Raw genomic sequence first — 16147 nt, forward strand, 5'->3', positions numbered from 1 at the left:
TCGTCATCTTGACCTTTATCGTCATCTTGAGCGAAGCGAAAGATCTCCTGGAGATAACTTCGACGTTTAAGCGAAGAGATTCTTCGCTTCGCTCAGAATGACGGAGGTTCGCTCAGAATGACGGGGCTTCGCTCAGAATGACGGAGGTTCGCTTTGAATGACGGAGGTTCGCTTTGAATGATGAAACTTATTTAGGATACCAAGGTCCGTAGGTGTGCTAATACGGACTCGGTTGAATACCTTTTAGCATTAATTTTAAGGTTTAGGATTAGAAACTACTGCACTTGTTACAAGTGCTCACATTAATAGAGGACAGGATCATGCAAGAACCTTTTTTCATTAAGAAAGTCGCGGTTCTCGGTGCCGGCGTTATGGGTGCTCAAATTGCAGCCCACTGTGTGAATGCAGGAATTGAAACATTATTATTTGATTTGGCAACCAAAGAGGGAAATAGTAATGCTTTAGTGGATAAAGCAATTACTAATTTAAGCAAGTTGAAACCTTCACCATTGGCCACAAATCAGACAGCAGCCTTACTGCAAGCTCGAAATTATCAAGATGATGTAAAAGAGTTAAACGATTGTGATCTAATTGTTGAAGCTATTGCAGAGCGACTAGACTGGAAGGAAGAGCTGTACCGTAAAATTGCCCCTTATGTAAGTAAACAGGCTATCTTGGTTAGTAATACTTCAGGTTTAAGTATTAACACCCTTTGTAATGTATTGCCTGAGGCACTGCGTCAGCGTTTTTGCGGTGTTCATTTTTTTAATCCTCCTCGCTATATGCATCTTGCTGAATTAATTCCAGCTGATTCGACTGATCCTAAATTATTAGATCAACTTGAAACCTGGTTGACCAGCCGTCTTGGCAAAGGCGTAATTCGTGCGAAGGATACTCCTAATTTCATTGCTAATCGGATTGGGGTTTTTTCTCTGTTAGCGACTTTACATCATGCCGAAGCAATGAATCTTGGCTTGGATGAAGTGGATGCACTTACTGGAGCCTTATTGGGTCGACCAAAATCCGCGACCTTCAGAACGATGGATGTCGTGGGTTTGGACACTATGGCTCATGTAGTCAATACCATGAAAGAGCAGTTAACTAATGATCCATGGCATGCACATTTTAAACTGCCTGAATGGTTAATGACTCTAATAAAGCAGGGCCATTTGGGTCAGAAAACTGGACAAGGAATTTATAGAAAAAATGGTAAAATCATTGAAGTATTTGATCCGCCTTCTCAGTCATATCGCCCCGCTAAAGGAGAAGTCAGCGAAGAATTAAAAGCCATTATGAAAACACCTGATGCGTCAAAACGGATGCAACATTTAATCGCATCCAGTGACAAGCAAGCACAATTTATCATTGCCTGTTATCGTGATTTATTTCACTACTGTGCTTACCATCTGGAAGAAATTGCTAACAGTGTTCGAGATGTTGATTTGGCCATTCGCTGGGGCTTTGGCTGGCAGCAAGGCCCATTTGAGACTTGGCAAGCAGCTGGTTTGGCTGCGATGGCAGATAGTATTGAAGAAGCGAAAGCAGCCAATGAAGCATTAAGTCAGGCTAAACTACCCGATTGGCTTAAGAAAATTAATGAATTCTATAAGGAAGAGGGTGCTTATTCACCACAACAAGGAGACTATGTTCCCCGCAGTGAACTTCCTGTTTACCAGCGTCAGTTTTTCCCTGACAGGGTTCTAAAGGAAAAGAGTATTTATGCACCTACACTATTTGAAAATGATGGTGTGCGGTTATGGCTTCTTAAAGAGGATGTTGTTGTACTTAATTTTAAGAGTAAAGCCAATACCATAGGTCAGGCCGTGCTCGATGGCATGGAGCAAGCGCTAGATAAAGCTGAAAAAGAATATCAAGGCTTAATTATTTACCAATCCGATGCCAGTAATTTTAGCTCAGGCGCGGACTTAAAAGGGGTGGCATCACTTATTCAAGCCAATAAATTAGATGCTCTGGAAGCCATGATAACGCAATTTCAGCATGTGGCAATGCGTTTAAAGTATTCGATAATTCCCACTATTGCAGCATTGCGTGGTCGCGCCTTAGGCGGTGGTTGCGAATTAATGATGCATTGCAGTGCAGTTGTTGCGGCTTTTGAATCTTACCCTGGTTTGGTTGAAGCGGGTGTCGGTTTAATTCCGGCTGGCGGTGGCTGTAAAGAAATGGCCATGCGAGCAGCCTGTAAGGCAGGTGATGCTGATTTATTGTTGTTTTTACAACCTTATTTCCAGCAAATTGCTACGGCCTTCGTGGCGGGTAGTGCACCTGAGGCGCGTCAAAAAGGTTATTTACGTAACAAAGACTATTGGGTGATGCACCCTAATGAAGTGCTGTATGCAGCGTTAGCTCAAGTTAAACAAATGCAGGCGATGAATTATCAGCCTCCACTTAAAACTCGTTTTAAAGTGGCTGGTCGTGAGGGTCATGCCCGCTTGCAGGCGGGGCTCGTTAATTGGCTTGAGGGTGGATTTATTTCTCAGCATGATTATTTTTTAGCGAATGAATTAGCTGCTGTGCTGTGTGGTGGTGAGGTTAATCAGGGTGAACTGGTGGATGAAAGATGGTTGCTCCATCTCGAGAAAAAAGCCTTTATGACACTGGCAGAAACCTCATTATCACAAGCTCGTATCAGCCATTTATTAGAAACTGGCAAGCCGTTGCGCAATTAAGGAGGCTTAACAATGACAAATGTATATGTAGTTGATGTATTGCGTACTCCTGTTGGAAAAGCACCCAGAGGGGTTTTCAGGCATACGCTGCCGGATGATTTGCTGGCACATACTATGCGCGCTTTGAAAAAGCGTAATCAATCCGTGGATTGGCAAGCTATTGGTGATGTAGTGATTGGTTGTGCAATGCCTGAAGCTGAACAAGGAATGAATGTGGCTCGTATTGCTTCATTACTGGCAGATTTGCCTCAATGTGTGCCTGCGATGACAATTAACCGCTTTTGTTCTTCTGGCGTACAAAGTATCGTTACTGCCGCTGCCTCCATCAGTAATGGCGATATTTCTCTCGCCCTGGCAGGTGGTGTGGAAAGTATGTCAATGGTTCCATTGGGAGGTAATAAGTACACGGCAAACCCAGCCATTTTCAACGATGAGCATGTAGCTATTGCCTATGGTATGGGAATTACCGCAGAAAATGTAGCCAAACGCTGGGAAATCACGCGTGAACAGCAAGATGAATTCGCCGCAGAAAGCCATCGTCGAGCAGTCGCTGCACAACAGCGGGGTGATTTTAAAGACGAGATCACGCCGATGGAAATTACTATGCGCCATGCTGATCTGGCAACTTCTGAAGTAATATGTAAAAAGAAAGTAATTAGCGATGATGAAGGGCCTCGCGCTGATACCTCCTATGAAGCAATTTCTCGTCTTAAGCCAGTATTCGCGGCAAAAGGAACTGTAACGGCAGGTAATAGCTCGCAAACAAGTGATGGCGCTGGTATCGCCTTATTGGCCAGTGAAGAAGCATTAAAACGATATGACTTACAACCCATGGGACGTTTACGTGGTTATGCTGTGGCAGGTGTTGCTCCGGAGGTTATGGGAATCGGTCCTATTAATGCTGTGCCTCTGGCACTGAAACGAGCAGGATTAACCCTGGAGCAAATGGATTGGATTGAACTCAATGAGGCATTTGCTGCCCAGGCGCTCGCAGTGATTAACACACTCGATCTGCCTCGTGATAAGGTGAATCCCTTAGGTGGTGCTATTGCATTAGGTCATCCTTTAGGTGCAACAGGAACAGTTCGTACAGCAACGTTATTGCATGGCCTGCGTCGTACAAAAGGAAAATATGGGATGGTAACCATGTGTATAGGTACAGGTATGGGTGCTGCAGCTGTATTTGAGGCCATCTAAATCAATATTTATCCTCCTAAGGCATCTGGCTCTTAGTCAGATGTTTTATATATAAATTTGTATGACAAGGAACTGTCATGAATGTCATGCTGCTGGAGAAGTTAGGTACACAGTTAAAGCTAACAACGCTAAATCGTCCAAAGCCCAAGCCTGAGCAAATTTTAATAAAAGTAAACGCATGCGGTATTTGTCGCACCGATCTTCATGTTGTAGACGGTGAGCTCCACCATGCTAAACTTCCTGTTATTCCTGGCCATCAAATCGTTGGTGTGGTAGAGAAGTTAGGCGGTCATGTAAAACGATTTACTGTTGGTCAGCGTGTAGGAGTACCCTGGCTTGGTAATAGTTGCGGGCACTGTGAATTTTGTTTAAGCGCTCGTGAAAATCTATGTGATGATGCTCAATTCACTGGTTATCAGATTGATGGGGGTTTTGCAGAATATTGTGTTGCTAATGCGCGATTCTGTTTTCCAATCCCGGAAGGTTATCCCGATGAGCAAGCTGCTCCCTTATTTTGTGCGGGTTTAATAGGGTATCGCGCTTTATTAAAAACGGGTACAGCAAAATATCTAGGTTTTTATGGTTTTGGTGCTGCAGCTCATATTCTCATTCAAGTTGCAAAGTATCAACACCGCAAGGTGTATGCATTTACTAGTCCTGGAGATAAAGCCGCTCAGAATTTTGCGTATAAACTGGGTGCTACCTGGGCTGGTGGTTCAGATGAAGCTGCACCTCGTTTGCTTGATGCTGTCATTATTTTTGCACCTGTCGGTGAATTAGTTCCCGTGGCGTTAAGAGCAGTAAAGAAAGGAGGTATGGTCGTTTGTGCCGGAATTCATATGAGTGATATTCCAGCTTTTCCTTATGAAATTATTTGGGGAGAGCGCACATTATGTTCCATTGCAAATTTGACAAGAAAGGATGGTGAAGAATTTCTTGCATTGGCGCCTAAGATTCCCATTAAAACGGAGGTACATACTTACTCGTTGGCCCAAACCAACCAGGCATTGGATGATTTGAGACATGGCAGATTTACTGGGGCTGCAGTCATTGTTCTGGATAGATAACCTGTGACTACCATTGCTAATGGCTTGGTAGCACAGAATCTTTAATTAGACTTTCCCTTCATCAGGGAATAATTAGTAATCCACGAAGATGTGCCACCACGCAGGCACCTAAATCATTTAAATAATAACCTCCTTCCAGAGCCGAAAGCATACGTCCCTGGCAATGTTTGTCGGCGATCTGTTTAATTTTTTGGGTAATCCACTGATAATCTTCTGTTCTTAGCATTAAATTAGCCATGTCATCTTGATAGTAGGCATCAAAACCCGCGGAAAAAAATATCATGTCTGGTGCAAACTGCTCAATTTGTTGCAACCAAAATTCTTCAACTTTCTCACGAAAGAGTTCTCCGGTGGCGCCAGCTGGAAGTGGAATGTTAAGAATGTGCTGGCTATAAGTCGCTGCGCCGCTGTAAGGGTAAAAAGGATGTTGAAAAGTTGAGCAGTATAGGACACGCTCCTCTTTTTGAAAAATATCTTCCGTGCCATTGCCATGATGAACATCAAAATCAATGATGGCGATACGCTTAAGGTTATATTGCTCTAACGCATGTGCTACACCGATAGCAATATTATTAAACAGGCAAAATCCCATGGCTCTATTATGTTCAGCGTGGTGCCCAGGAGGACGAACATTACAAAAAACAGCGTCTACCGCTTCATTCATGATTAATTCTACGCCATAAATCACAGCCCCTGCAGCTCTTAACGCGGCAGTAAGTGAATGGGGATTCATCATGACGTCGGGATCCAGAGAAACCATGCCTTCTGCGGGTGATATTCTAAAAATATAATCCACATAATCTTTGTCATGGACCCGTAGCAAATGCTCACGCTCAGCCAAGGGCGCTTGATAATAACGCAATTGATGGTGTAAATCAGAATTGGAAACAGCTTCTTCAATGACCTTAAGTCTGGCTGGCTGTTCTGGGTGAAACGCTCCCATTTGATGAAGTAGGCAATCTTGGTGTGAAATAAATCCTATTGTCATTATTCCTTCCTTAATTTTGTACTTATATTAATTGTAGTTCTGAGAGAGAGAATCTCTAGGTACGGACTTATTAATTCAGACGAAGAAGGTTATCTCCATTTGGCTTTGTTGCTTGGATATCCTACGCTTTTAATAAGAGGATAATTTGGGGGTCAGCATGCGAAGTAAGCTTGTTATCGCTGCCTGTCTTTTTGCCAACTCAGTTTTCGCTGATGTAATTGTTGGTTTTTCTGCCTATGAAAATGGGGATTACACAACGGCCTATTCCCATTTGGTTCAAGCCGCTAATGAGGGTAATGAAGAGGCAATGTACTTACTGGGTCGCATGTATCAATATGGCTTGGGAGTGATTAAGGATGATGTAAAAGCCAGAGACTGGTATGAAAAATCAGCAAAAAAAAATAATGCACTCGCACAGCTGAGCTTGGGCTTTCTTTATGACAATGGTAAAGGTGTCAAACAAAATTTTCAGCAAGCCTTTTACTGGTATATGAAAGCAGCTGAACAAGGTAATCCAATTGCTCAGCGTAATATTGGGTTAATGTATGCTGTGGGAGATGGTGTTGAAGCAAATGAAACGAAGGCATTTGAATGGTTTAAAAAATCAGCTGAACAAGGTTATGCTCGTGCCCAGGTTAATTTAGGCTATCAATATATGATGGGACAAGGTGCCCCGAAAGATGTAGAGAAAGCGTTATATTGGTATGAAAAGGCTGCCGAACAAGGGGATGCAAAGGGCCAATATAGTCTTGGTCTTTTATATACGGGTAAATATGGCATTGCACAAAACCCACGGGCTGCCGCTTATTGGTTTTCTAATGCTGCCAATCAAGGCCATAAAAATGCACAAGCTTATTTGGCTTATCAATATTTAAAAGGGCTAGGTGTGGAACAGGATGCTGAAAAGGCTGCTTACTGGTACCATGCTTCTGCAGAGCAAGGGAATGCTCAGGCACAAGCCGAGTTAGGTCAACTTTTACTGAGCGGCACTGGCATTGATAAAGATTATCAGCAAGCAGCTTATTGGTTTAGTAAGGCGGCCAGTCAAGGTAATGCCATGGCTCAAGGAAAGCTTGGCTATCTTTATTTGGCAGGATTGGGTGTGAATAAAGATCTTAGCAAGGCCTACGCCTGGTTAAAACTTGCTGCTGCGAATAAAAATGAACAGGCTGCCAAAGAGCTGTCTCGTTTAGAGCCGGCACTTTCTCCGCAAGAGAAACAAGTAGGTGATCAACTCTTTCAGCAAATGCAAAAGAAAAATTAATTGTTCTCACAGCGTATCGAATCCTCTGTAGTCCTTCCAGGCAAGATCTTCACGTATATAATTGGTAACTTCAGCAAGTGGAGGCCCATTCTTCAACCATTTATCAAACTCTTCAAGCTGCTCTTGATTACCACAAGCAAAAATTTCGACCCGGCCATCCGCCAAATTTCGCGCCCAGCCATTGATTCCCAGTCTTTTGGCCTCTTCCTGTGCTGAAGCTCGAAACCATACTCCTTGAACTTTTCCCGAAATATAACAGTGCATACATAGTTGTTTATTCATAGCTTCCTCTATTTCAATTGATGATGCTTGGTTTGAGGTTGATTCTAAAAGCATAGGATAAATTATTATCTACATCCTGCCTACAACTCTCTTTGCTGATCGGTCGTAATGCTTGGTATCCTTAGTTTGTTCAGGTTATTATCGGCTTCAAGTTGATTGGTTAGTAATCAATCAAGTATAATACCGCTATTTTCAACTCATACATTCCTATGAAATATTTTGCTTCTCTTCTACTTCTGGCATGTCATGTCATTTATGCACAGACTTTTCCTGTTAAATTGGGTGATAATACAAGAGTTGACATTATTAAACAGTCAGGCCGTGGCAAAACCCTTGTTCATTTGCATGAAAATGAAGTTACTGCTTTGCAGGCTGCGAAAATATATGTGAAACGTAATGGCGGTACATTAATAACGTTGAAGCATTCTGGAAAGCGTAATATTGTTTTTTATTTGCACGGGGTGCGTTATGAATTTGATCCCAATCGCATTTTTACCAATAAAGGAATTACCAAAACTCTAAAACAGTTTGGGCCATACTCCCGCGAAGCTCATCATGAAGTAAGAAAGCTGGCAAGAAAAATTATTTGTCTAATCCCTGCAGGGAAAGTCATTGCTGTTCATAATAATCGGGGATACTCCATTAAAGAATATTTTCCTCACCATCCACTGGCCGCAGATGCAAGGGCTTTAAATTACATTCCTAAGTCAAGTTACCGTAATTTTTATTTTGTGACCCAGGGGCGAGATTTCAGTCGATTGAAAAATTCCCATTTTAATGTCGCTTTACAAGCTAATGGAGCAACAGATGATGGCTCTTTATCTTATTATTTAAGTAATAAAGTCTACATTAATATTGAAACGGCTTATGGAGCGTTGAAGGAACAGCTAAAAATGCTTGATGTTGCTTGAGTTCCAGTCACGGTTTGGTTTTATATTTAAGGCGAATTTAAACTTTCTCGTATTACAGTGACTGAAATATTTCCTTTTTTATCTTTGCTTCGTTTAATGACGGTGTAGACCGTCAAACTTAATTCCTGGCTTGTAACAAAAGCAACACTTAGAAAATATTGACTCTCAATGGTTACTTGCTCACTTCGAATATTCAGCTTTTGTAAGAGAGAGCCCAGATTTTTGGTATCCTGAAATCCTTTATCGCCACGAGCTTCAATGATTTCATTCACCTGCGATTGATTTAAGCCATTACCCAGGCTTGCCAAAATTTCCTGAGGCGCCGTGTTAATATTAACGGGGGTTACTTCTGGCAAAACAGTAAGAAAATTAGCTAACGTTAAATAAAGTTGCGCCGTCACGTCTTTTATTAACCGCAATTCCGATAAATGCTGTAATAATTGTTGGGCTGGATAATAAGGTGGTTTTTGATGTAAATAATAATGCAGAAATTCATCCTGACCTCTCCCAGGTTGATAAGGGGTTATCCAGTGGTAAATTGCCAAAACCAGTTGTCCTCTTTGTGCAGGGTTGAGTTTGGTTGGAATTTTCTCTAATAACTTTAAGAAGGTAGAGGCATATTTTTTATCGGTCAAATTGTTTACGTTAAAACGCGATTGCAAATCATACAAGGCGCCTTTTACAACGAACTCTGGATAAATAGCTTGTAATTGTCGCGGAAAATCTAGAATTTTTCCTGCATTATCACTGAGGGTATAGTTTTTTTTTGTACTTAATTGATTAAGTGACCAGAAAGAAACTGCCTGAGATGCCAGGTAGAGTTTATCGCTAAGGATACCTAAACGGATTCGATAAATATCCAGCTGCAGACGAGTACTCATCGCTGTGGCGGCAATGGCGACCATCGTCATAATAAATAATGCCGAGATAAGAGCACTTCCAGTCTGATTAAGTTTATTGCACAGCATACAAAGCCTCTGGAATGATAAAGAGTAAACTGATTTTGTCCCAATCTTTTAGCGTCAGATTAATTTGAATTGCTTTGGGCAAGGGTTCGGCTTTTTGATTTTGTTGCACAGCATTTTCACGCCATTCTGGCAGAACCTGTAAATTATGATTTAAATAGGCAAATCGACACGTCACAAGATTGTCCAAAACAATTCTGTCTTCATATCTATCTCTATTGGTGGAATCAAGCGTTGACCAAATACGACGTAAAAGTTGGTTATTGTTGCAAATATAAGCAATACGTTGCAGGTTACTTCTTTTTTCAAGACTATGAGGATTTTCAAAACCCAGTTTTGTAAGCTCAAAATACTGAGGCTGCCCAATAAAAGCAGGAAATAAATGCATTTCATTACCGAAAACAGCACGAGGAATTGCCTGTGTCGTATCTCTTTCTATTAGCAGTAAGGCAAGTTGGATATTATTAAGCCGATCAGCTTGTTGATTTACCCTTGCTCTGGTGTTGAACGCATAATACATCACGGAAGAGGTAACTGTAGCCAGGATAGCAAACACTGCCAAAGCGATTAAAATTTCAATTAATGTAAAACCTGCTTTCTTATTCATGATGATACCGAAAGGCTATCAGGGGAGTTGTAAAAGGGCCGGCCTGATTCTTACTGACGGTTATTGTAATTTGCTGGACAGATTTTATCGCTGTCGCACTACTTTTGACACGAAAAAACCAGCGCTGTCCGAGCATCATGGTCGATTCAGTGAGTTCCTGACTGGATGAGGGGGTTAATAAACCCAGTTGTACCATTGACACGCCCTGCATAGCTACCCAATGACTGATTGCTTTCTCTTGAATTCGTTGTGTACTTGCTACATTTTGTGCAGTAGCTTTAAGAAGAGCCGTTAGCGCAATAGCGATAATGGCTAAAGCCAGGAGCACTTCAATAAGTGTAAACCCTGAATTGTTTAGGGATGGGAGCTTTTTCATGAGACTTGAGGCAACACAAGGGCAATCTGTCCGTTATGATTACCAACCAAAGTAGCCAGTTTAGGTTTCTGGGTGGTCCCAAAATATAAAGTAAACGCGGTCATGTCGCCGGAAGCACTGATAATAATATCTGGAGATTGACGATTATTTTTTGGATTTTGAAATTTCATAACAAGATTATTTGGAAAAGTTTGTGTGTGAAAGATTGATCTTTCAGACATGGGTTTCCAGATGTCGTGTTCAAAACGGAAGGTTTGATATCGATCCTGGTTTACACTAACTCCAAATGGTTTCATTTCAATAATAGCACGGTGCTGCAGCAGTTTAATGTAATTGGCGAATTGCTCTGCCGTAATAATAACACGGCGGGACGCACCAAAATCTCCAAAAGCTAACAATGCAAAACTAATGGTGATGCCGATAATAATCAGCACCACCAGGATTTCAATGAGAGTAAAGCCTTTAGCGTGCATTCCAATTACCTATTTCGGCATTAACACCGGTTCCGCCGGGTTGTCCATCTGCACCAAGAGTAAAGACATCAACTTCACCGTGTTCACCGGGATTTAAATAGAGGTAATCACGGCCCCAAGGATCCTTGGGCAAAGAATGTAAGTATTGTTTCCAGTCCCGCGGTGCAGGATTAGAAGTAGGTTTCTCAACCAGAGCAATTAAGCCTTGATCAGTGCTTGGATAGATACCATTATCCAATTTATAAAGGTCAAGTGCGTTCTGAATCGCCAAGACATCTTGTTTTGCCTTAACAACTCTGGCTTCGTCAGGGCGACTAATAATTTTAGGCACCACAATAGAGGCCAGAATACCAAGAATGACTACAACCACCATAATTTCAATTAAGGAAAAGCCACTTTCTTTGCTCATTAAAAACTCCTAAATAATTGCTAAATCTAAAATTAAGTTACTAATTGTTCCATCGAAAAGATAGGTAACAGGGTTGCCAGCACGATAAACAACACAACAGCCCCCATCAATAAAATGACTAAGGGCTCTAACAGCGTTAATGCAGTATCAATGAGTCGCTTCACTTCGCTATCCAGATGGGACGCCGCACGCTCCATCATCGTTGCAATTTGTCCACTTTTTTCACCACTGGCAATTAAATGAATCGCCATTGGATTTAAAAAACCTGTTTCTTTAAGAGCCTGACTTATAGCAGTCCCCTCCCGTACACGAACAGTTGCCTGATCAAAGGCATTGCGCATGACAAGATTGCTAATCAGACTTGCTGAAACACGCATGGTTTCAAGTACACTTACCCCTGCGGCAAACAATATACCAAAGGTATGAATATAGCGGGCTACATTCACTGACCTCGTTAAATAAGACGTTACAGGTAACTTCAATAGAAGCCTATGCCAGGCTGTTCGAATATTAACATTGCTGAGGCTTTTTTTGAAAGCAATCAAGAACAAAGTGAGTAATAATAAAACAATCAGGCCATAGGATTTGAGAAAGTCACTAATAGTAATTAAAACTTGAGTCATTCCAGGTAATGATTGACCACTACTGGTGAAAACTTCAATAATTTTAGGCACTACAAAGGCTAACAGAAAGCTGATAATGGCAGTTGACACAATAACCATCAAAGAGGGATAAATAAGGGCTTGCTGGATCTTTTGCCGTGTTTCCTGCTGATTTTCCGTATAATCAGCAAGTTTTTCCAACACCAAGTCCAGGCGTCCTGTTTGTTCTCCAGCGCCCACTGTTGCCCGATATAACTCGGGAAAGGCATTGGGATATTCTCCCATAGCCTGCGCCAAGGCATAGCCTTCTACGACTTTCGCACGAACGCCTATAATTAATTCACGTACTTTATCTTTTTCAGTTTGTTCACTTACACCTCGTAAGGATTCTTCAACAGGAATACCTGCAGCAAGTAAAGTGGCCAATTGTCGCGTGAAGAGAGCAAGATCTTGTGAGGATAACTTATCTTTGCGACGAACTCGCTGTTGTTTGGCTAAAGTGCGAATTTGGGTGGGAATCATACCTCGTTCACGTAATAATTGCCGTGCATGACGTTCAGAATCAGCTTCAATTACGCCTTTTGTGGTATTTCCTGTTTTACTTAGCGCTTGATAATGATAGGCGCCCATGGGTTGGTTCATAAATAGTTGAAGATTAATCAGTTTAATCTATTGGGTTTAGTAAGTCACTTAAGGTAGACTAGCTGTGGCCAATCTTGGAGGAAAAAATGAGTAAAGATATAGTACTTGCGGCAATAAAAGAACATGATGCCAAATTTATTGACTTGCGATTTACCGATACTCGAGGAAAGGAGCAACATATCACCATTCCAGTATCTGCGGTTGATGAGGATTTTATTGAAAATGGAAAAATGATAGATGGATCGTCAATTAAAGGTTGGCAAAAAATTCATCAATCTGATCTGGCTCTAGTTCCAGATCTGGATACCATTCTGCCAGATCCTTTTTATCAAGATAGTACCTTGATTATTCGCTGTAATGTCGTTGATCCCCAAACCATGCTAGGGTATGACAGAGATCCCCGCTCTATTGCAAAACGTGCTGAAGCCTATTTACAATCCACTGGAATTGCGGACACAGCCTACTTTGGCCCAGAACCTGAGTTTTTCCTGTTTGATAGTGTGCGTTGGGGCACTAATATACGCGGCTCCTTTTACGAAATAGACTCTGATGAAGGCCAATGGAACTCAGAAAAAGTTTTTGAGGGTGGAAATATTGGCCACAGACCAAGTGTTAAAGGTGGCTATTTTCCCGTGCCACCAGTTGATTCGTCACAAGATATTCGTTCCGCTATTTGCTTGACGCTTGAAGCATTAGGTTTGGTTGTTGAAGCCCATCATCACGAAGTCGCTACGGCGAATCAGTGTGAAGTAGCAATGCGCTTTAATACGTTGATGAAAAAAGCAGATGAACTGCAATTATTGAAATATGTTATTCATAATGTTGCCCATAATTATGGAAAAACAGCCACCTTTATGCCCAAACCTTTAGTAGGCGACAATGGAAATGGAATGCATTGCCACCAGTCTTTAGTCAAAGATGGGGTGAATTTGTTTGCTGGGGATCAATATGCTGGTTTATCTGAAACAGCCCTTTATTACATTGGTGGAATTATCAAGCATGCCCGTGCATTAAATGCATTAACCAATCCCGCAACAAACAGTTACAAACGATTGGTACCGGGTTTTGAAGCGCCTGTTCTTTTGGCTTATTCAGCGCGCAATCGTTCAGCCGCCATTCGCATTCCTCATGTAAGTAATCCCAAGGCTCGTCGTATTGAAGTACGTTTCCCCGATCCGATGGCCAATCCTTATCTTGCTTTTGCAGCAATGATGATGGCAGGACTTGATGGCATTCAGAAGAAGCTTCATCCGGGTCAACCCATGGATAAAGACTTGTATGACTTACCACCAGAAGAGTTAATTGATATACCCACTGTATGTAGTTCCCTTGAACAAGCAGTATATCATCTGCAAGAAGATCAAGAATTCTTGCTGCAAGGAGATGTATTTAGCAAAGATTTTATCAAAAGTTATATTGAGCTTCGCGAAGCAGAAATTTCAATGCTTAGAAGTATGGTACATCCACTTGAATTTGAATGGTATTACAGCCTCTAAATAGTGAGCAGGCTGTATTTTATTCTGTTGACTTTGGTTGTGAACCCCCTGTTTGCTGAAATTTATCAGTGGGTTGACAGCCAGGGTGTTACTCATTTTAGTGATACTTCTCATGAAAGTGCTAAAAAAATTGAGTTACCATTAATTTCATCGTTTTCTTCCCCTTCAACGGTAAAACCTCAAAAGAACACTCAGCAGCTGCAAAGCTCAACACTTTATGAGATAACCATTGTTCAACCTAAAAATGAGGCAACAATTCGTAATAATCTCGGAGAGCTGACCGTTGTTGTAAAAATAAATCGGCAACTAGAAGCAAAAGAGACGCTTATATTATTTTGTGATGGCAAAATAATCAGGAAAACGCATAAAAAATGGACCTTTCAACTAAAAGGAGTTGAGCGCGGAACTCATGAACTGCTTGTAAAAATTCTAGATGAGAAGGGCAAAGAACTGACAACAAGTAAGTCAATTGTTTTTTTTATGCACAGAGCCTATCGTAAAAAAATATAGTTGCGTACATTTACTTTAATTGGTTGTAGATAATTGATGGGATTAAATAGGAAATTTTACATGAATAATGATGAGAATGACGTCAATTGGTTGTCCCTTCCATTGGATACGTGGCGTGAGATATTCAGTTTTTTAACAGCTGAAGAGCTTGCAATTGCCAGCCTTAGTTGTAAGAAAATTCATGCCATTAGTATGGATGAACAAGTTCAGGCAAAATCCCCATGGCAGATTACAGATTATCGCCCGGGTAAAGCTGAATTAATTAAACGATATCAAATGTCATTTACTACTCCAAGCTATTTAAAAGATAGTCAATGGATTACTACCATAGCTAGTACGACTTCACAGGCTATTGTAGCAACTATAGCTGGTTGGGAATGGCTTGATCTTGTAAATGAAAAATACTCCGAAATTATAGAGGGTGGGGATCTTCAAGGAATGTTAGCTAAAAGCGCAAGCGGATTAATAGCGGCTGATAATGGAATTGGGTCGTATGCTCATGTATTTGATACTACTCAAGGTAATATAAGATGCACGATAGCATTTAAATATCCTCAGCAATCTGTCTTAGGTTTTTTAACGGATGACAGATTAATTACTGGAGAATGGGGAGGTTATCCTAAGGTAAAATCCATTTTCATATGGAATTCTTCAACAGCTAAGCTAATAAAGCAAATTTCTATCCAAATAATGGGTTTTCGTATTGCTGTTTTAGATAACCAACACGTAGCACTACTTGTTCGTGATTATCGAAAAAATGTTGATAGTCTCAACGTTTTGAATATTGATAGTGAACTATGGACAGCTACATTAGATGAACAACCTTTCGGAAGCTTCGTTGATTTCATTGCCTTAGGCAATCAATATATTGTTAGCGCCTTGGAGTACAATGGCCTGAAAATTTATGATGCATTTCAGGGAACTTGCCTAACGCATATTTCAGAGCAGCACTATAACAGTTGCAGTTTAGTCCCTTTGAATGCCAGACAGTTTATTAGCTACAGCACAGAGTCTTATTCCTCCTATTTTGAAAAAAATCAATTAACAACCATGCGTATATGGGATGCAGTGACTGGTAAATCAATGGCGATTGCAAATGAACTCCAGAAGACAAGTCCTTCCTGCATCAGTGTCCTCCCAGATGGTAAGCTATTGACTTATAAAGATAAAAAACTTACCTTGTGGTCTTTTCCCCTATTTAAGGGAAATAAAACAGTGAAAGAAGGGAGTCAGGAGCAAAACATCTTGAATAATATCTGCAATATTATTTAGAAAGCGCCTAAGGGTTGGAAAATCAGTCAGCGTTAAAATCAGACTTTTAAAACACGACGATAGATGCTGAGCCTTCAGGATGACTCTCATCAAAATCATGTAGTTTTTCAGTGGGTTTACAAGTGCCCGCCCTTTGTTGAAATACAGTATTGATATTAGGATAATTTTTGCGAATTTCTACTGGGATATTAGCTGATGGTGGGGGAGTGTTAGGCTTTCCCGTATTTCCAATATTCATTGCCAATAATTCTTCTCTTGTATATCTTATCTTCATGTCTGAGCTTTGCGGTAAAAAAGAGGAAAGAATGATATCAAAAAGAACTGAGAGTTGAAAAGATATCCAGGTAATTAGTAATTTTAGTCATCTGCATCAAGCAATTAAATAGGATCTCTTGGTAA

General features: G+C 41.0%; 17 protein-coding genes. 8 read left to right on the top strand and 9 right to left on the bottom strand.

The annotated features are described in order from the left end of the window. Window positions 1-320 precede the first annotated feature (320 nt). The 3 genes from clem_RS05975 (at window position 321) to clem_RS05985 (ending at window position 4951) form a co-directional block, all read left to right on the top strand. On the top strand, window positions 321-2687 hold the full coding sequence (locus tag clem_RS05975; RefSeq protein ID WP_094090799.1) for a 3-hydroxyacyl-CoA dehydrogenase/enoyl-CoA hydratase family protein: 2367 nt from the start codon (window positions 321-323) through the stop codon (window positions 2685-2687). A gap of 12 nt (window positions 2688-2699) precedes the next feature. Further along, a complete protein-coding gene (locus clem_RS05980; RefSeq protein ID WP_094090800.1) occupies window positions 2700-3884 on the top strand; it encodes an acetyl-CoA C-acyltransferase in 1185 nt (394 codons plus the stop codon). A 77-nt stretch (window positions 3885-3961) separates the two neighbouring features. Next, the gene (locus tag clem_RS05985) at window positions 3962-4951 is read left to right on the top strand and encodes a zinc-dependent alcohol dehydrogenase family protein (protein ID WP_094090801.1); all 990 of its coding nucleotides are present in this window, start codon (window positions 3962-3964) and stop codon (window positions 4949-4951) included. Window positions 4952-5012: 61 nt separating this feature from the next. Here the strand turns inward: clem_RS05985 and clem_RS05990 are convergent, their stop codons facing one another. Further along, window positions 5013-5939, bottom strand: a complete 927-nt coding sequence (locus clem_RS05990) for a histone deacetylase family protein (RefSeq protein WP_094090802.1) — start codon at window positions 5937-5939, stop codon at window positions 5013-5015. A 157-nt stretch (window positions 5940-6096) separates the two neighbouring features. On the opposite strand from clem_RS05990, the gene clem_RS05995 reads away from it, so the two are divergent. After that, window positions 6097-7203 carry a tetratricopeptide repeat protein gene (locus tag clem_RS05995; protein ID WP_094090803.1) on the top strand — a complete coding sequence of 369 codons (1107 nt, stop codon included), beginning with the start codon at window positions 6097-6099 and terminating at the stop codon, window positions 7201-7203. Between the two features lie 6 nt (window positions 7204-7209). Here clem_RS05995 and clem_RS06000 read toward each other — a convergent pair whose 3' ends face one another. Continuing rightward, window positions 7210-7485: an acylphosphatase gene (locus clem_RS06000; RefSeq protein ID WP_094092284.1), complete on the bottom strand. Its 276-nt coding sequence runs from the start codon at window positions 7483-7485 to the stop codon at window positions 7210-7212. A 209-nt stretch (window positions 7486-7694) separates the two neighbouring features. Here clem_RS06000 and clem_RS06005 point away from each other — a divergent pair, with 209 nt between their 5' ends. Beyond that, the gene (locus clem_RS06005) at window positions 7695-8396 is read left to right on the top strand and encodes a Cof-type HAD-IIB family hydrolase (protein ID WP_094090804.1); all 702 of its coding nucleotides are present in this window, start codon (window positions 7695-7697) and stop codon (window positions 8394-8396) included. Window positions 8397-8422: 26 nt separating this feature from the next. Here the strand turns inward: clem_RS06005 and gspK are convergent, their stop codons facing one another. Genes gspK through lspF form a run of 6 tightly spaced genes read right to left on the bottom strand, consistent with a single transcriptional unit; the run spans window position 8423 to window position 12470 of the window. Beyond that, window positions 8423-9364 carry a type II secretion system minor pseudopilin GspK gene (gspK, locus tag clem_RS06010; RefSeq protein ID WP_094090805.1) on the bottom strand — a complete coding sequence of 314 codons (942 nt, stop codon included), beginning with the start codon at window positions 9362-9364 and terminating at the stop codon, window positions 8423-8425. Beyond that, complete coding sequence (gene lspJ, locus clem_RS06015; protein WP_094090806.1) at window positions 9351-9968, bottom strand: GspJ family T2SS minor pseudopilin variant LspJ; 618 nt, start codon at window positions 9966-9968, stop codon at window positions 9351-9353. Before lspJ ends, gspK begins: the two co-directional genes overlap by 14 nt. Then, window positions 9961-10344 carry a GspI family T2SS minor pseudopilin variant LspI gene (lspI, locus tag clem_RS06020; protein WP_094090807.1) on the bottom strand — a complete coding sequence of 128 codons (384 nt, stop codon included), beginning with the start codon at window positions 10342-10344 and terminating at the stop codon, window positions 9961-9963. The genes lspJ and lspI overlap by 8 nt, the downstream gene beginning before the upstream one ends. Continuing rightward, on the bottom strand, window positions 10341-10817 hold the full coding sequence (gene gspH, locus clem_RS06025; RefSeq protein WP_094090808.1) for a type II secretion system minor pseudopilin GspH: 477 nt from the start codon (window positions 10815-10817) through the stop codon (window positions 10341-10343). The genes lspI and gspH overlap by 4 nt, the downstream gene beginning before the upstream one ends. After that, window positions 10807-11226 carry a GspG family T2SS major pseudopilin variant LspG gene (lspG, locus tag clem_RS06030; RefSeq protein ID WP_094090809.1) on the bottom strand — a complete coding sequence of 140 codons (420 nt, stop codon included), beginning with the start codon at window positions 11224-11226 and terminating at the stop codon, window positions 10807-10809. The genes gspH and lspG overlap by 11 nt, the downstream gene beginning before the upstream one ends. Before the next feature lie 32 nt (window positions 11227-11258). Next, window positions 11259-12470, bottom strand: a complete 1212-nt coding sequence (gene lspF, locus clem_RS06035; RefSeq protein ID WP_269766812.1) for a GspF family T2SS innner membrane protein variant LspF — start codon at window positions 12468-12470, stop codon at window positions 11259-11261. 86 nt (window positions 12471-12556) lie between these two features. On the opposite strand from lspF, the gene glnA reads away from it, so the two are divergent. The 3 genes from glnA to clem_RS06050 are packed head-to-tail and all read left to right on the top strand — an operon-like array spanning window position 12557 to window position 15748. Further along, a complete protein-coding gene (gene glnA / locus clem_RS06040) occupies window positions 12557-13966 on the top strand; it encodes a glutamate--ammonia ligase (protein ID WP_094090811.1) in 1410 nt (469 codons plus the stop codon). A 39-nt stretch (window positions 13967-14005) separates the two neighbouring features. Further along, on the top strand, window positions 14006-14476 hold the full coding sequence (locus tag clem_RS06045) for a DUF4124 domain-containing protein (RefSeq protein WP_157698188.1): 471 nt from the start codon (window positions 14006-14008) through the stop codon (window positions 14474-14476). Between the two features lie 60 nt (window positions 14477-14536). Beyond that, entirely contained in the window at window positions 14537-15748 is a 1212-nt protein-coding gene (locus clem_RS06050; RefSeq protein ID WP_094090813.1) for an F-box protein, read from the top strand. 46 nt (window positions 15749-15794) lie between these two features. Here the strand turns inward: clem_RS06050 and clem_RS06055 are convergent, their stop codons facing one another. Then, window positions 15795-16022 carry a hypothetical protein gene (locus tag clem_RS06055; RefSeq protein ID WP_157698189.1) on the bottom strand — a complete coding sequence of 76 codons (228 nt, stop codon included), beginning with the start codon at window positions 16020-16022 and terminating at the stop codon, window positions 15795-15797. Window positions 16023-16147 lie beyond the last annotated feature (125 nt).

Source organism: Legionella clemsonensis (assembly GCF_002240035.1).
In the GTDB taxonomy this organism is placed as follows: domain Bacteria; phylum Pseudomonadota; class Gammaproteobacteria; order Legionellales; family Legionellaceae; genus Tatlockia; species Tatlockia clemsonensis.

Excerpts from the sequence above, each read along its gene's own strand:
- clem_RS05975 (WP_094090799.1), top strand. The coding sequence starts at position 321 with ATGCAAGAACCTTTTTTCATTAAGAAAGTCGCGGTTCTCGGTGCCGGC.
- clem_RS05980 (WP_094090800.1), top strand. The coding sequence starts at position 2,700 with ATGACAAATGTATATGTAGTTGATGTATTGCGTACTCCTGTTGGAAAA.
- clem_RS05985 (WP_094090801.1), top strand. The coding sequence starts at position 3,962 with ATGAATGTCATGCTGCTGGAGAAGTTAGGTACACAGTTAAAGCTAACA.
- clem_RS05990 (WP_094090802.1), bottom strand. The coding sequence starts at position 5,939 with ATGACAATAGGATTTATTTCACACCAAGATTGCCTACTTCATCAAATG.
- clem_RS05995 (WP_094090803.1), top strand. The coding sequence starts at position 6,097 with ATGCGAAGTAAGCTTGTTATCGCTGCCTGTCTTTTTGCCAACTCAGTT.
- clem_RS06000 (WP_094092284.1), bottom strand. The coding sequence starts at position 7,485 with ATGAATAAACAACTATGTATGCACTGTTATATTTCGGGAAAAGTTCAA.
- clem_RS06005 (WP_094090804.1), top strand. The coding sequence starts at position 7,695 with ATGAAATATTTTGCTTCTCTTCTACTTCTGGCATGTCATGTCATTTAT.
- gspK (WP_094090805.1), bottom strand. The coding sequence starts at position 9,364 with ATGCTGTGCAATAAACTTAATCAGACTGGAAGTGCTCTTATCTCGGCA.
- lspJ (WP_094090806.1), bottom strand. The coding sequence starts at position 9,968 with ATGAATAAGAAAGCAGGTTTTACATTAATTGAAATTTTAATCGCTTTG.
- lspI (WP_094090807.1), bottom strand. The coding sequence starts at position 10,344 with ATGAAAAAGCTCCCATCCCTAAACAATTCAGGGTTTACACTTATTGAA.
- gspH (WP_094090808.1), bottom strand. The coding sequence starts at position 10,817 with ATGCACGCTAAAGGCTTTACTCTCATTGAAATCCTGGTGGTGCTGATT.
- lspG (WP_094090809.1), bottom strand. The coding sequence starts at position 11,226 with ATGAGCAAAGAAAGTGGCTTTTCCTTAATTGAAATTATGGTGGTTGTA.
- lspF (WP_269766812.1), bottom strand. The coding sequence starts at position 12,470 with ATGAACCAACCCATGGGCGCCTATCATTATCAAGCGCTAAGTAAAACA.
- glnA (WP_094090811.1), top strand. The coding sequence starts at position 12,557 with ATGAGTAAAGATATAGTACTTGCGGCAATAAAAGAACATGATGCCAAA.
- clem_RS06050 (WP_094090813.1), top strand. The coding sequence starts at position 14,537 with ATGAATAATGATGAGAATGACGTCAATTGGTTGTCCCTTCCATTGGAT.
- clem_RS06055 (WP_157698189.1), bottom strand. The coding sequence starts at position 16,022 with ATGAAGATAAGATATACAAGAGAAGAATTATTGGCAATGAATATTGGA.